Source organism: Halochromatium roseum, from assembly GCF_016653315.1.
In the GTDB taxonomy this organism is placed as follows: Bacteria; Pseudomonadota; Gammaproteobacteria; order Chromatiales; family Chromatiaceae; genus Lamprobacter; species Lamprobacter roseus.
In genome coordinates this window covers 24,197-37,120 of record NZ_NHSH01000050.1, presented here as the reverse complement: position 1 = coordinate 37,120, position 12,924 = coordinate 24,197, and the positions used below count along the sequence as shown (strand labels likewise).

The window sequence follows — 12,924 nt, the reverse complement described above, 5'->3', positions numbered from 1 at the left end:
AGTGGTTATTGTTGACGCTGACGTTGGGAGTCTTTGTAGGGGTTTTCAGGGTGGTAGGGGATGGTTGAATTCGGCTTTGCGTTGATTCTGTTCGTACTAGCCTTTGCTGGGCTTGCGCTGGGTGTGCTCAACGGCCGCGCCGAGCTTAAGGGCAGCTGTGGTGGTCTCAATCAGATTCCCGGGCTCCACGCTGATTGCGGCGGTGCCTGCAGTCGTGGCCAGATCTGTCCGAATCAGGCCGAGCATGCGCAAACGCCCACGCGCAGCGGCGATTTGGCCTAAGCTCAAGGCTGAGCGCGGTACCTTTTACTTTCCGATCGTTTCGGTCAGGAGCCAGCGATGAAAGAGACCAAGACGGCTAAGCAGGCGATGTCGAGGGGACTCGTGACCCTACAGCCGAGAATGGATGTCTTGGAGGCCTTACGCATCCTGGTCGAGGGGCGGCTGTCCGGGGCGCCCGTGGTGGACCAGATTGGTAATCTGGTTGGCATCCTGACTGAGCGCGACTGCATGAAGATCGCGCTCGGCGCTGGCTACCACAGCGAAGATGGCGGCCGGGTCGAGAACTTCATGACCCGCTCGGTGGTCACTGTGGATGCCAATACGCCCGTCACCGAGGTCGCCGAGCGCTTCGCGAACAGCAATTTTCGCCGTCTCCCGGTGATGGAGCGAGGCCGCCTGATCGGCATCATCAGCCGCCGCGACGTGCTCAAGCAGCTCGAAGCCGCCTGGCAGCCTGATCGGCATCGGATCTGAAAGCCAGATCTGAAAGCCATGGATCTGAAACCAAATACGATCCGCGTTATACTGAGCGGTTTTTGATTTCCGGGAGTGTTCCCTATGTTCGACGCCAGCATGCAGATCACCGGCTACGATGACGAGCTCGCACAGGCCATCCGCGACGAGGAGCGCCGCCAGGAAGAGCATGTCGAGCTGATTGCCTCTGAGAACTACGCCAGTCCGCGCGTGATGGAGGCGCAGGGCTCGGTGATGACCAACAAGTACGCCGAAGGCTATCCGGCCAAGCGCTACTATGGCGGCTGTGAGTACGTCGATGTCGCCGAGCAGCTCGCGATCGGGCGCGCCAAGGCCCTGTTTGGCGCCGATTATGCCAACGTGCAGCCGCATTCCGGCTCGCAGGCCAATGCGGCGGTGTTCATGGCCCTGTGTCAGCCCGGCGATACCGTGCTCGGCATGAGCTTGGCCCACGGCGGCCATCTCACCCACGGCGCCAAGCCCAATTTCTCCGGCAAGCTCTACCATGCAGTCCAATACGGGCTCGACGCCGCCACCGGCGAGATCGATTACGCCCAGGTCGAATCGCTGGCACGCGAGCACCAGCCGAAGATGATCATCGCCGGCTTCTCTGCTTACTCGCGCGTCATCGATTGGCAGCGCTTCCGCGACATCGCTGACGAAGTCGGCGCCTACCTGCTGGTCGATATGGCCCATATCGCCGGGCTGGTCGCCGCAGGCGTCTACCCGAGCCCGGTGCAGATTGCTGATGTGACCACCACCACCACGCACAAGACCCTGCGCGGTCCGCGTGGCGGGCTGATCCTGGCCAAATCCAATCCCGAGCTGGAGAAGAAGTTCAATTCGCTGGTCTTCCCAGGCACCCAGGGCGGCCCGCTGATGCATGTTATTGCCGCTAAGGCCGTCGCCTTCAAGGAAGCCATGGAGCCTGCCTTCAAGGATTATCAGAAGCAGGTCATCCTCAATGCCCAGGCGATGGCCGAAACCTTCCTCGCGCGCGGCTACGATGTCGTCTCCGGTGGCACCGACGATCATCTGTTCCTGGTTAGCTTCATTGAGCAGGGCCTGACGGGCAAGGACGTCGATGCCTGGCTGGGCGCGGCCAACATCACCGTCAACAAGAACGCGGTGCCGAATGATCCGCAGTCGCCCTTCGTCACCAGCGGCATCCGTGTGGGTACCCCGGCCATCACCACGCGCGGCTTTGGCCTCGATGAGGCTCGTGCTCTGGCGGGCTGGATGTGCGATCTGATCGATAGCCGCGGCGATCAGGCGGTGATCGAGCAGACCAAGGCCAAGGTGCTTGAGCTGTGCAAGCGGTTCCCGGTTTACGCGCGTTGAGCCAATCGCCCGACTGTAGCCGCCGGCCGATACCGGCGCGGACCTAGAGACGGCCGCATGCGCTGTCCTTACTGTGGTGCGCAAGACACCAAGGTGATGGATTCCCGGCTCTCTGGCGACGGCGATCAGGTGCGCCGTCGGCGCCGCTGTGGCGCCTGCGGCGAACGTTTTACCACCTATGAGGCCGCTGAGCTGAACCTCCCGCGCGTCATCAAGCGCGATGGAACCCGCGTTCCGTTCGATGAGCGCAAGTTGCGCACTGGTCTGATGCGCGCCGTTGAGAAGCGCCCGATTAGCACCGAGCAGGTCGAGGCCGCCATTGCCCGCATCCAACGCAAGCTGCTCGGGACCGCCGAAGGCGAGATCAGCGCGCGCAAGATCGGCGAGTTGGTGATGGACGAGCTGCGCGGTCTCGATCAGGTCGCCTACGTGCGCTTTGCCTCGGTCTATCGCAAATTCGAGGATGTGGCGGCGTTTCGTGAGGAGATCGAGCGTCTTGAACGCCATCAGACGCCTGAGGTTCGACGCGCCCAGCTCGATCTGCTCGACGCCCTCGACAAAGAGTCTTGAGTATGGATGCTGAGGGTGCTGCTCGACTGACGCTGATGGCGCGCGCTGTTCGGCTCGCCGAGCGTGGTCTCTATACGACCGATCCAAATCCGCGTGTTGGCTGTGTGCTAGCGAAACAGGGGCAGATTGTCGGTGAAGGTTGGCACCGACGCGCCGGTGAGCCGCACGCCGAGCGTCTGGCGATCGATGCGGCCGGCAAGGCGGCTCGGGGCGCGACCGCCTATGTCACCCTAGAGCCTTGCTGCCATCATGGTCGTACACCGCCCTGCACCGATGCCTTGCTCGAAGCGGGGGTCAGACGCGTCGTCGTCGGCATGGAAGACCCGAATCCGCTTGTGCACGGCCGCGGTCTCGAGCGGATGCGTGCGGCCGGGGTCGAGGTCATCACAGGCGTGCTCGAAGATGACTGCCGCGCGCTGAATCCGGGCTTCGATAAGCGGATGCGTCTCGGCTTGCCGTTTGTGCGGGTCAAGCTCGCGGCCAGTCTCGACGGACGCACGGCACTGGCCAACGGCGAGAGTCAATGGATCACCTCAGAAGCCGCGCGCACCGATGTGCAATGGCTGCGTGCTCGCTCCTCGGCGATCGTCACCGGCATCGGCACCTTGTTGGCTGATGATCCCTCGCTCAATGTGCGGCTTGCGCCGGCATCGATCGCGGCGCTGGAAGAGGGCGAGCCCGTACGGCAACCGCTGCGTGTGATCCTTGACAGCGCGCTGCGCTTACCACTCGCAGCGAAGATGTTGCCGCTGCCGGGCGCCACCCTGGTGGCGACCTGTGTGCAAGATGCCAGGCGCATCGCTGCCGTCACCTCCGCGGGTGCTGAGGTCTGGGTCGGCCCGCCGGATGCGTTCGGGCGTGTCGATCTCGAGGCCCTGTTGCGCTACTTGGCCGAGCGCGAGATCAACGAGGTGCTGATCGAGTCGGGGCCGACGCTCGCTGGCGCAGCGGTCCAGCAGCGCCTGGTCGATGAGCTGGTACTCTATCAGGCGCCGCATCTGATGGGCAGCGATGCGCGTGGCCTGTTCCAGCTTGGGCCGTTGGTCAGCATGAGCGAACGCGTGCCGCTAGACATCCTCGATGTCCGTCAAATTGGTCCCGATCTGCGTTTACGCGCACGCATTAGCGAATCAGGTCTTTGTAGCGCGTGAGTCCGTCATTGGCGGTTTCTCGGTGATCTCTGAGCGCACTAATGCGTAGTCCTTGCCGCGTGCTTGCTGCACCATCTGCTCGGCATCCTCGTCGGTGATGCCCAGCCCATCCAGGGTCTCTGCCGCTAGGCGCAGGCTGGCCTCGACTGCCTCGGGGAAGGCGCGGCTGGCGCCGGCCCGAAAGAGGGCATCGCAGGCGGTCAGGTCGCGCGCGCGTGCGACGATGATGATCTCAGGCGCATAGTGTCGGACCAGGGTCGTTGCCTCAATGCTCGCGTGTGGATCATCGATGGTTAGCACTACCACTTTGGCCTGCTCGACCTTGGCTGCGGCGAGCAGCGCGGGATTGCGGATGTCGCCATAGAACACCGGCTGGCCCTCGGCGCGCCAGCGCGCGACCAGCCCCGGATCTTGATCGAAGGCGATAAAGCGAATGCCATGGCTAGATAACACTGTGCCAATGGTATGCCCGACGCGCCCATAGCCAGCGATCACCGCCTGCGGTGCCTGCTCCTGGCTCGGCTGATAACGGAAGCGCTCGTCGACCTGCGGGTCTGAGCTCGGGAAGCGATCGGCCAGAAAGCCGCCGAGATGCACGAGCAAGGGCGTAATGAGCATGCTGCCGGAGATGAGCGCTGCCGCCATGGTAAAGGTGTCGGCATCGATGATGCCGAGCAGCTTTGCGGCTCCGAACAGAATGAAACCGAACTCGCCGGCCTGTCCGAGCATGAAGGCGACCTGCAGCGCACCGCTGCGCGTGCTGCAGAAGCCAAGCGCGAGCACAAAAATGAGTGACACCTTAATCGCGACTAGAACCAATAGGTGCAGACCGAAGAGCAGCGGCTGCGTCGTCAGCACGCCCAAATCGAGCGACATGCCCACGGTGACGAAGAACACGCTCATCAACAGACCCTTGTGCGGCTCGATGCTGGCGTGGATCTGAACGCTGTAGCGCGAGCCGGAGAGCATCATGCCCATCAGAAAGCCGCCCAGCGCCATCGACATCCCAGCGCGGTTCATCGCCCAGGCGGCGACGAAGACGGAGGCCAGGGTGACCAGAAAGAAGGCCTCGCGGTTGCCTTGTCGCGCCAGCAGGTCCAACACGAACGGCACCAGATAGCGACCGGAGACGATCACTCCGGCGAGCATCAGTATGATGAGGCCGAGCTGTTCCCACAGCGGTGGGCCAGGCAGACTTGTGCCGGTGCTGGCTGCCAGCGGCAACAAGGCCAACATCGGCACCACCGCGATATCCTGCATCAGCAGGACCGCGAAGGCGGTTTGCCCGCGCGGCGTGGCGATCTCGCCTTTCTCGTACAGCATCTGCATCACCAGCGCCGTCGACGACAGTGCCAGGCTCAGGCCGATCAACAACGCAACCGGCCAGGTCTCGACGAAGAGGCGAAAATAGAGCGCCAACGCCAGGCCTGAGAGGATGATCTGCGAGGAGCCAAGCCCGAACAGTGTGCGCCGCATCTCCCACAGTCGACTCGGATGCAGCTCCAGACCGATGACGAAGAGCAGCAGCACCACGCCCAACTCGGTAAAGTGGCGCAGGTCATCGACATTACCCGTCACCGATGGACCTGGTGTATAGGGTCCAATCAAGATGCCAGCGACCAGCAGACCGAGGATCGAGCCAAGACCGAAGTGTTTGAACAGCGTCACAGCCGCTGCAGCGGCAAGCAGCAAGAGGACGGACGATTGGACAAAGGCTTCGGGTTCCATGCGCGAAAACGCTCCAATGGGATCGAGGTCTACACTCGTTGATGATATACCAGCGGTCTCCTGTCGGCTTGCGGATACCGTCGATGGCTAGTTTGCGGCAGTCATGAGGTTGAGTCGTGACAAGAACGCCAATACCACCCGAGGCCCTTAGATCCATGTGCGAACTGTTTGCGATGTCGAGCCGAGTTCCAGCCACCTTGGGTTTCTCGCTCGAGCGGCTGGCGCGCCACGGCGGCGCGGAAGGCCCGCATCGCGACGGCTGGGGGCTCGCCTTTTACGAGGACACTGATTGCCTGCTGCTGCGCGAGCCGCGGCCCGCGAGTGAGAGTCCGTTGATGCAGTTCATGGAGAGGCAAGGTCTGCGCACTAAGCTCGGACTTTGCCATATCCGACTTGCGACCTTTGGTGGGCTGGCGTTGCGCAATACGCAGCCCTTCGCACGCGAGCTGGGTGGGCGGATGCACGTCTTCGCGCACAACGGCGATATGCCGTCGCTGGCCGATTTGCGCTCGCATTATCCAGCACGCTTTGTGCCAGTGGGTGATTCAGACTCGGAGCGCGCGTTCTGTGGTCTATTGACCGCGTTGGCACCGGTTTGGGATGACGCGCCTGGCAAGGTGCCTGACCTCGCGGTTCGGCTGGCCGTGATCGCAGACTATGCGCGCGAGATCCGTCCGCTGGGGCCGGCCAATTTCATCTACGCCGATAGTGACGCACTCTTCGTGCATGCGGACCGACGCACCCAACCCGATGGACAACTGCGCGCTCCGGGGATCTACTTCTTGCAGCGCTATTGCTGGCGAACCGCACCAGAGCTGCACGATGCCGGCGTCAATCTGATGTCGATCCGTCAGGACGTGGCGCTAGTGGCCAGCGTGCCTTTGACCGATGAACTCTGGGAGCCGCTGGGGGAAGGTGATCTCATTGCCCTGCGTGATGGGCTCTGTTACGGGGCTGACGGCTTGCAGGTCGAGCCAGAGCAAGCGGCCGGGAGGCAGCCGCTCCGACTCTGAACCTTTGGCGTCGCCTGGGCGTCAGACGCAGCCGGTAGGCTTCGGCAGACCGCCCCACTTGCAGATGAGCTTCATCGGGCCTTTCTTGAAGATGTTGTAGAGGTCTTTGGTCGAGACGCCTTGCTTCTTGGCAAAGATGCGGATGGGCGGCACCACGCCGTCGTTATCGTACATGCTGCGTGCTTCGCGGATGAGCTGCATGACCTGCTCGGTCATCTCGAACTCGTCTTGCTCGGCGAGTTCGACGGCCAGTTCTTCGGTCCAGTCGTCCCGATTGAGCAAGAAGCCTTCGTTGTCGAGCGGTACTGCTACGGTCATAGGTCACCTCGTCGTGTCGTGATCTGTGTTGTATCTGATGGCGTCGTTCGCAAGATGGCCCCGCGATGATGAGATTCCACCTTGCTTGATGTAAGGTTTTAGGGCTTGCCGCGCGCGCTCTGTACCGCTTCGAGCACGCCATCCCAAAAGCGGATGCGTGCGCAGATGGCCTCTTCGGCCGCGATGACCGCCTCGTCGAGCCGTTTTGGATCATCTTCGCAGAGCTGCTCGAGCATCGACATCGACAGCGGGCCGTGGAAGTCTTGGTCGAGATGGATGTGGCGCTTCAGGTAATAGTGGAAGGCCGGTGCGTCCTGTTCGTTGATCGCCATGCGCGTGAGCAATGATCGGAACATCTCCGGAATCACGCGCTCGCGGCCAACGGCCAGTGCCGCGGCGACGGCATGTGGCTTGTCTTCACGAATGAAGCAGAAGGTGGTCTCGGTGAAGTAGCGTGATGGCAGCGGGACCAGCTCCGAGTAAAGGGCGGCGTCGAGCCCCTTCTCCTGCACCAGGGCGGTAAAGCGGCGCGGGTTGTCGCCGTCGGCACCGATCTCGTGCATCGCCTGGCAGTAGAACTCGAAGTGACTGCTGTAGCTCGGTCCGCTGCGGCCTTCGATGGTGTCGGATTCTTCTTCCAAGACCAGCTGGTTGATGAAGTAGCGCACCGCCGGGTTGCCCTGTGGCACCCAAGGCACCTGCACCGGGGCGAGCTTGCCCTGCAGGTATTTGATCAGCGACATGAAGTCCCAGACCGAAAAGGCATGATGGGTCATGAACACCCGAAGATCGTTGATATCCTTGAGTTCGGCGTAGATCGGATGCTGATCGAGCTCTTCGACCAGCGGTTGGATGGATGTCAGGTCGGGTGCTGCCATGGTTGTGACCTCTCGAAGTCGTCTGTCGCATTGTACAGGCCAATATACGCCCTAACAGACGTGCTCCAAGCACCTCATGAGCTGAACACATGGGGTGAGCAGTTCCCGCGTCGGCGTGTATAGTACGCCGCTGCTGTGAATGCGCCGTCTCATCAAATCAACAACAGGGGGCACCAATGGAACAGGTTTCTGCGGTGATTGGTTCCATCAACGGTTGGGTTTGGGGCCCGCCGATGCTCGTGCTCATCCTCGGCACGGGTCTGTACCTATCGATCGGCTTGAAGGCGATGCCGCTGCATCGGCTCGGCTTCGGGTTTCGCATGCTGTGGCGAGGCCGCAAGGAGCAGGGCAGTGGCGACATCACGCCGTTCAATGCCTTGATGACCTCGCTGTCGGCGACCATCGGCACCGGCAATATTGCTGGTGTCGGTACGGCGTTGGCGATTGGCGGACCCGGAGCCCTGTTCTGGATGTGGATCACCGCGTTGGTCGGTATGGCCACCAAGTACGCCGAGGCGGTGCTTGCGGTGCGTTATCGTGAGGTCGACGAGAACAACAACCATGTCGGCGGGCCGATGTACTACATCCGCAATGGCTTGGGTTCGAAGTGGCTCTGGCTGGCCACCTTGTTCGCGATCTTTGGCGCTGTGGCCGGCTTCGGCATTGGTAACACCGTGCAGGCCAACTCGGTTGCGCATGCGCTGCAAACCAAGTTCGGCATTCCCGAGCTCGGCACCGGCTTGGTGATGGCGCTGCTCGTCGGGTTGGTCCTGATTGGCGGCATTCGTTGGATCTCGCAGGTTGCTGGCCGCTTGGTGCCTCTGATGGCGCTGGCCTATCTAGTCGCTGGTCTGATCGTGCTAGCGCTGAACCTGAGCGAGATTCCCGGCGCATTCGTGACCATCGTTGAATACGCCTTCACGCCCGCCGCTGGTGTTGGCGGCTTCGCTGGCGCCTCGGTGTTGCTCGCGATCCAAATGGGTGTCGCGCGCGGCATCTTCTCGAACGAGGCCGGCCTGGGTAGTGCACCGATTGCGCATGCTGCGGCCGAGACCGATAGCCCGGTTCGGCAGGGCACCGTCGCCATGCTCGGCACCTTCATCGATACCATCATTATCTGCACCATCACAGGGCTGGTGATTGTCGTTTCAGGGCAGTGGAAGGCAGAAAGCCCGGATTTCACGGACTGCGTCGAGCGCGGCGGTGTCATCGAGGAACGAGTCGATAGGACCTGGATGATCAGAAAGCCAAGTACCCTCTGCACGCTCGAGACTGAAGACGGCGCCACTGAAGAGCACAGTCGGACTATCACCGGTGCCGCGCTGTCGGCGATTTCATTCGGTGAAGAACTGCCCGGCAGTGGCGCCTACGTGGTCTCGATCGGGCTCGCGCTGTTTGCGTTTACGACCATCCTGGGCTGGAGCGTCTATGGCGAGCGTTGTGTCGAATATCTCTTCGGCATCCACGCGATCATCCCGTTCCGCGTCCTCTGGGTGGCGGCGGTGCCCTTCGGCGCGATCATGCATCTTGATTTCATTTGGCTTCTGGCCGACACCCTCAACGCGATGATGGCGATTCCAAATCTGATCGCTCTGCTCCTGCTAAGCCCTGTGGTATTCAAGGTGACCCGGGCATTTTTCAACGATTAGGTCGGCTCGATTTTAACCTGAATCTCCCGCGATTGATTTTTCGGGGTGGTGGAACGCCATGAGCGTTAGGGTCATGCTTCTGCGCTGGCGATGCTTGGATTCTGTTCATCAACGGCTTCCCGAAGCGAGCACCACTGGAGGGTGATGCTCGTGGAAGGCGATGCTCGGGAAGTAGAAACGAGACAGCGACTTGGTCGTCAAGCCGGGGCAGGTGGCGTAGTGCTGGGCTCTTCGGCCTGTTTGCTTCCACCCAAACATTCCGGCGACGCGGGCGCCTCGCCACCACCTTTGTCGAACCATTCTTGCGGCGTCCAGGCGTGGATGGCGAGCGCGTGCAGGCCGCTGGCGAACTCGTCGCGCACGAGGCCATTGACGCGGCGGTGCCGGTCAATCAGCTTCTCGCCGGCAAAGACCTCGCTGATCGCGAGCACCTTGAAGTGTGACTCAGCACCGTCGGGCACGTTGTGCATGTGGCTCTCGTCTGAGACCTCCAGGTGCATCGGCTTGAGGGCGGTGGTCAGTGACTCTTGAATACGAACTTTACGGCTCATCGGCGCCTCATTTAGCTAATCATCGTCCGCCAGAGGTTGGGTCGTTCGTGCGATGACCAAGCGCCCGATGAATCAAGCACCTGTCTTGATGGACACCCTGGAGACCTTCGTGCCGGGGCCTCTGAGGGCTCTCTGATAGCGGTCGAGTCAGCTCGCGCTGTTGCTAAAATTGTGGTTGGAGTCACTGTTGGGAGCGCGCTTCTCCACACCGGCAGTCTTGGGCTTGAGCAGCTCAAGGATCTGGCTATGCCCCTGTTCGCGGGCATGATCTGCGGCGGTCTTCGCCTCGAAATCGGGCAAGGTGGTGTCGGCACCGCGCTCCAGGAGCAATGCAACGGCCTCTTGGTGGCCTCGGTGCGCGGCCCAGATCAGTGGTGTGTAGCCTTGTGTCTGTTCTTTGGCGTCGATCATCGCGCCCTGGGCTAGCAGCTGCTGCATCACGACGGTATGGTTGTTGGATGCCGCCAGTAGCAAGGCCGTGTAACCGCCCTGATCGACTGCGTCGACCTCAGCGCCGGCTGCGAGTAGGCGCTCGACCGTCTCGACATGGCCATGTACGGCGGCCATCATCAACGGTGTCCACTGACAGCTGTTGCGCACATTGGCATCAACACGGCTGCCTAGTAGGCGCTCGACGGTCGAGACATCGCCCGTTTCTGCGCCGCTCAGAAGTGCTTCGGCCTGCTGCTGAGGGTCGCTTGTCTCGCTGCAGCCAATGAGCAACAGCATTGCAATGATGGTGGAGCTGGTCTTGATAGTCATCGGGATAGCGCTCTCGGCGGGCCTGCGAATCATGGATCAATGATTCACAGAGGTTGCCGGCTATGCCCATGACAACCCGCAAAACCTCCTGAATTTCTCGGACAAAGGATGGCGTAATGCAACTTGTCGGAATCCTGATCGCAGTCTCGTTGCTGCTGCTAGTCGGCCTTGGTGTTGCAGCTCTGTTCATGGCTGGCCGTAGTAGCCGTTCTGCAAACGATGATGATCCTGATTCGCGCGGCTGATCGCGGCGGGCATCGGACAGGCCGATCAGCCCGAGGCGTTAGCGAGCCATCCAGCAGCGCTGTCGGTTACAGCGTACAAGCATGGCATCGCGATCAATGCAACCAACGCGATGCAGCTCAACGGCCGCTTGATCGGAGAGGAGGATTGCGCCGATCTCGTCAAGCGTACAGCCTTGTTGCCGCGCGAGCTGCTCGGCATCGAAGGCCCAAGTGCCAATTCGGATGGCGGGCTGGAGGGTGGTTGCGGTCTGAGGCTGTGCTGCGTGAGGCACGAAGGGCCTAGGGTCTTGCTGATGTTTGCTGACGGTGTTGGGATCGAGGGGGACTGGGTCGCCGCTGTCGATGGTCCGAGCCGACTGCGGTTGCCGGCGATCTGTCTGCAGAGGCGCCGAGCGCTCACTGGCTCGGGTGAACTGCAGCCATTGCGCGCTCAGTGATGCCAGTGCCCGCTCCAGATTGGCTCGATAGGTTTGGGTAATATCGGTTGACCAGGAGCGTTCGGTGCCGGCCCGCCAGATCTCTGTAGCACTCAGCTGCGCGGTCACGCCGCCTTTGCTCTGGCTGAAATCAGCCCGGATACGCAGCAGGGTCTTCTCCGATCTGCGCGCATCGGCGGGTCCGGCGCTGGCCGGCTCGTCCAATGGGGTTTCAAAGATTGCATAGTCGCGTCCGCTGTCAACAAGCTGCCACCCTTTGATCAGGGCCGCATCGAGTGACAGCGCTTTGGCTCGTGGGACGGTCGCATCGGGGAGCTGAATGCTCGGGGCTCGAGTGCTGATGGGACTATCGGCGTCTGAGACCTGTCCGTGAGCGGACGTGCTGGTCTGGCCGAGGGCTACGAGGGTCATGAAGATGACGAGCCTGAGCGTGATGAGGTCAGGTGCAAAGACTTGGCGGCCGCTTGGTCTTTGCCGCTTAGTTGATATCACGGCAGACGCCGCCCTGGCAGCGTAGCAAGAGGTTAGGGCTACCAGTGCATTGTACCTCATAGAGTTCAAACGCTGTCGTCGTGCTGAGCAGCACCGCGCCGCGCTCACCGACGGCGCAGCCGCGCTCACGCGCTGAGGCCTCGGCGTAGAATGTCCACAGCCCGCGGCGGGCCTGGCCGTCGAGCACGAGCATCTCGTTGCTTTCGGTGGGCGTTGTTTCAGCGTTGAGGTCTTGCGCGGCGCTCACGCCCGAGCCGATGGGCTGGGTCTCTCGTGGTGCGTCGTCTCCGGTTTGCAGCGGCGGTGTTGGCGCCGGAGGTGTTGCGATGGGAGTTGCGATGGGAGTTGCGATGGGAGTTGCGATGGGAGTTGCGATGGGAGTTGCGATGGGAGTCGCCATGGCGGCCATGGTCGCGCCGTCCGTGCTAGGCTCGGCCGGTATGTTCAGGGCGGAACGGTTGCTGTCGCCGCTGGGTGGCGCAGTGCCGCCGTCGCTGACTGCGTCAGCCTCTGCGATGACGACCTGATCGGGATCGGGTGGTAGTGGGATCTCTGAAGCGATGCGCGTTCGGTTTTCCAGCCAGGCGCTCGCTAATGCATTCAGCGAGATCGTTAGCTGGTCTTGGTAATCGGCGGTGTAGTCGACGCGGCGCTCTTGTTCGGTTCCAGGGTTGACGATGACCGATGAGCTTAAGCCAACGACGACGTCGTTACCGCGCTCGCGCAGTCGAGTCTCAACCTGGAGCCTTGGACGGGTGAGCACGCCCTCTGGACTCAGCATCTGCGCCTGCGGAGAGCTTGCGGGCAATTCACGCTCAAGCAGCACCCGTTGATCATCGATCTCGGCGATCTTCCAGCCCTTGCTGCGCGCCATCCCCATCGCGAGCAGCTGTGCCTCCTCGACCCCGCCATCCGGTAGCAAGATCTCTGGCCCCGATGATCCGGCGATGCTGCCGACCCGAGTGGGCTGCGATGAGCAGCCGACAGCGAGCAGGGTCGCGCACAGGAAGTAAAGGAAGAGGCGCTGCTTCAC

At 61.9% G+C, this 12,924-nt stretch carries 14 protein-coding genes; 7 read left to right on the top strand and 7 right to left on the bottom strand.

Annotated features, from left to right (window positions below; all coding sequences use genetic code 11):
- Positions 1-60: 60 nt before the first annotated feature.
- The 5 genes from CCR96_RS09030 to ribD all read left to right on the top strand — a co-directional run bounded on the left by CCR96_RS09030 (position 61) and on the right by ribD (position 3,818).
- Positions 61-282 carry a (Na+)-NQR maturation NqrM gene (locus tag CCR96_RS09030; RefSeq protein ID WP_201219806.1) on the top strand — a complete coding sequence of 74 codons (222 nt, stop codon included), beginning with the start codon at positions 61-63 and terminating at the stop codon, positions 280-282.
- Between the two features lie 57 nt (positions 283-339).
- Positions 340-756 (top strand): CBS domain-containing protein, encoded by a 417-nt coding sequence (locus tag CCR96_RS09025; RefSeq protein ID WP_201219805.1) that lies wholly within the window; start codon positions 340-342, stop codon positions 754-756.
- A gap of 84 nt (positions 757-840) precedes the next feature.
- On the top strand, positions 841-2,097 hold the full coding sequence (gene glyA / locus CCR96_RS09020) for a serine hydroxymethyltransferase (RefSeq protein ID WP_201219804.1): 1,257 nt from the start codon (positions 841-843) through the stop codon (positions 2,095-2,097).
- A gap of 57 nt (positions 2,098-2,154) precedes the next feature.
- Positions 2,155-2,667 carry a transcriptional regulator NrdR gene (gene nrdR / locus CCR96_RS09015; protein WP_201219803.1) on the top strand — a complete coding sequence of 171 codons (513 nt, stop codon included), beginning with the start codon at positions 2,155-2,157 and terminating at the stop codon, positions 2,665-2,667.
- 2 nt (positions 2,668-2,669) lie between these two features.
- The gene (gene ribD, locus CCR96_RS09010) at positions 2,670-3,818 is read left to right on the top strand and encodes a bifunctional diaminohydroxyphosphoribosylaminopyrimidine deaminase/5-amino-6-(5-phosphoribosylamino)uracil reductase RibD (RefSeq protein WP_242518770.1); all 1,149 of its coding nucleotides are present in this window, start codon (positions 2,670-2,672) and stop codon (positions 3,816-3,818) included.
- On the opposite strand, the gene CCR96_RS09005 is transcribed toward ribD, so the two are convergent.
- Entirely contained in the window at positions 3,798-5,546 is a 1,749-nt protein-coding gene (locus CCR96_RS09005; protein WP_201219802.1) for a cation:proton antiporter domain-containing protein, read from the bottom strand. The two genes, ribD and CCR96_RS09005, sit on opposite strands and share 21 nt — an antisense overlap.
- Before the next feature lie 155 nt (positions 5,547-5,701).
- On the opposite strand from CCR96_RS09005, the gene CCR96_RS09000 reads away from it, so the two are divergent.
- Positions 5,702-6,559 (top strand): class II glutamine amidotransferase, encoded by an 858-nt coding sequence (locus CCR96_RS09000; protein WP_201219801.1) that lies wholly within the window; start codon positions 5,702-5,704, stop codon positions 6,557-6,559.
- Between the two features lie 21 nt (positions 6,560-6,580).
- On the opposite strand, the gene CCR96_RS08995 is transcribed toward CCR96_RS09000, so the two are convergent.
- Both CCR96_RS08995 and CCR96_RS08990 read right to left on the bottom strand, forming a co-directional pair.
- Entirely contained in the window at positions 6,581-6,877 is a 297-nt protein-coding gene (locus tag CCR96_RS08995) for a TusE/DsrC/DsvC family sulfur relay protein (protein WP_201219800.1), read from the bottom strand.
- Between the two features lie 98 nt (positions 6,878-6,975).
- Positions 6,976-7,755: a DUF3050 domain-containing protein gene (locus CCR96_RS08990; protein WP_201219799.1), complete on the bottom strand. Its 780-nt coding sequence runs from the start codon at positions 7,753-7,755 to the stop codon at positions 6,976-6,978.
- Positions 7,756-7,931: 176 nt separating this feature from the next.
- Between CCR96_RS08990 and CCR96_RS08985 the strand changes: the two genes are divergently transcribed.
- The gene (locus tag CCR96_RS08985) at positions 7,932-9,404 is read left to right on the top strand and encodes an alanine/glycine:cation symporter family protein (RefSeq protein ID WP_242518769.1); all 1,473 of its coding nucleotides are present in this window, start codon (positions 7,932-7,934) and stop codon (positions 9,402-9,404) included.
- Positions 9,405-9,601: 197 nt separating this feature from the next.
- On the opposite strand, the gene CCR96_RS08980 is transcribed toward CCR96_RS08985, so the two are convergent.
- From CCR96_RS08980 to CCR96_RS08965, 4 genes are all read right to left on the bottom strand, one after another.
- Complete coding sequence (locus CCR96_RS08980; RefSeq protein WP_201219797.1) at positions 9,602-9,955, bottom strand: BolA family protein; 354 nt, start codon at positions 9,953-9,955, stop codon at positions 9,602-9,604.
- A 147-nt stretch (positions 9,956-10,102) separates the two neighbouring features.
- Positions 10,103-10,717 carry an ankyrin repeat domain-containing protein gene (locus CCR96_RS08975; protein ID WP_201219796.1) on the bottom strand — a complete coding sequence of 205 codons (615 nt, stop codon included), beginning with the start codon at positions 10,715-10,717 and terminating at the stop codon, positions 10,103-10,105.
- Positions 10,718-11,000: 283 nt separating this feature from the next.
- A complete protein-coding gene (locus tag CCR96_RS08970; RefSeq protein WP_201219795.1) occupies positions 11,001-11,810 on the bottom strand; it encodes a hypothetical protein in 810 nt (269 codons plus the stop codon).
- Positions 11,811-11,877: 67 nt separating this feature from the next.
- Entirely contained in the window at positions 11,878-12,924 is a 1,047-nt protein-coding gene (locus CCR96_RS08965) for a hypothetical protein (RefSeq protein ID WP_201219794.1), read from the bottom strand.

Bases quoted from the DNA above. Each gene is read 5' to 3' on its own strand.
- CCR96_RS09005 (WP_201219802.1), bottom strand. From the start codon at position 5,546: ATGGAACCCGAAGCCTTTGTCCAATCGTCCGTCCTCTTGCTGCTTGCC.
- glyA (WP_201219804.1), top strand. From the start codon at position 841: ATGTTCGACGCCAGCATGCAGATCACCGGCTACGATGACGAGCTCGCA.
- CCR96_RS08985 (WP_242518769.1), top strand. From the start codon at position 7,932: ATGGAACAGGTTTCTGCGGTGATTGGTTCCATCAACGGTTGGGTTTGG.
- ribD (WP_242518770.1), top strand. From the start codon at position 2,670: ATGGATGCTGAGGGTGCTGCTCGACTGACGCTGATGGCGCGCGCTGTT.
- CCR96_RS08975 (WP_201219796.1), bottom strand. From the start codon at position 10,717: ATGACTATCAAGACCAGCTCCACCATCATTGCAATGCTGTTGCTCATT.
- CCR96_RS08990 (WP_201219799.1), bottom strand. From the start codon at position 7,755: ATGGCAGCACCCGACCTGACATCCATCCAACCGCTGGTCGAAGAGCTC.
- CCR96_RS09000 (WP_201219801.1), top strand. From the start codon at position 5,702: ATGTGCGAACTGTTTGCGATGTCGAGCCGAGTTCCAGCCACCTTGGGT.
- CCR96_RS08995 (WP_201219800.1), bottom strand. From the start codon at position 6,877: ATGACCGTAGCAGTACCGCTCGACAACGAAGGCTTCTTGCTCAATCGG.
- CCR96_RS08980 (WP_201219797.1), bottom strand. From the start codon at position 9,955: ATGAGCCGTAAAGTTCGTATTCAAGAGTCACTGACCACCGCCCTCAAG.
- nrdR (WP_201219803.1), top strand. From the start codon at position 2,155: ATGCGCTGTCCTTACTGTGGTGCGCAAGACACCAAGGTGATGGATTCC.
- CCR96_RS09025 (WP_201219805.1), top strand. From the start codon at position 340: ATGAAAGAGACCAAGACGGCTAAGCAGGCGATGTCGAGGGGACTCGTG.
- CCR96_RS09030 (WP_201219806.1), top strand. From the start codon at position 61: ATGGTTGAATTCGGCTTTGCGTTGATTCTGTTCGTACTAGCCTTTGCT.
- CCR96_RS08970 (WP_201219795.1), bottom strand. From the start codon at position 11,810: ATGACCCTCGTAGCCCTCGGCCAGACCAGCACGTCCGCTCACGGACAG.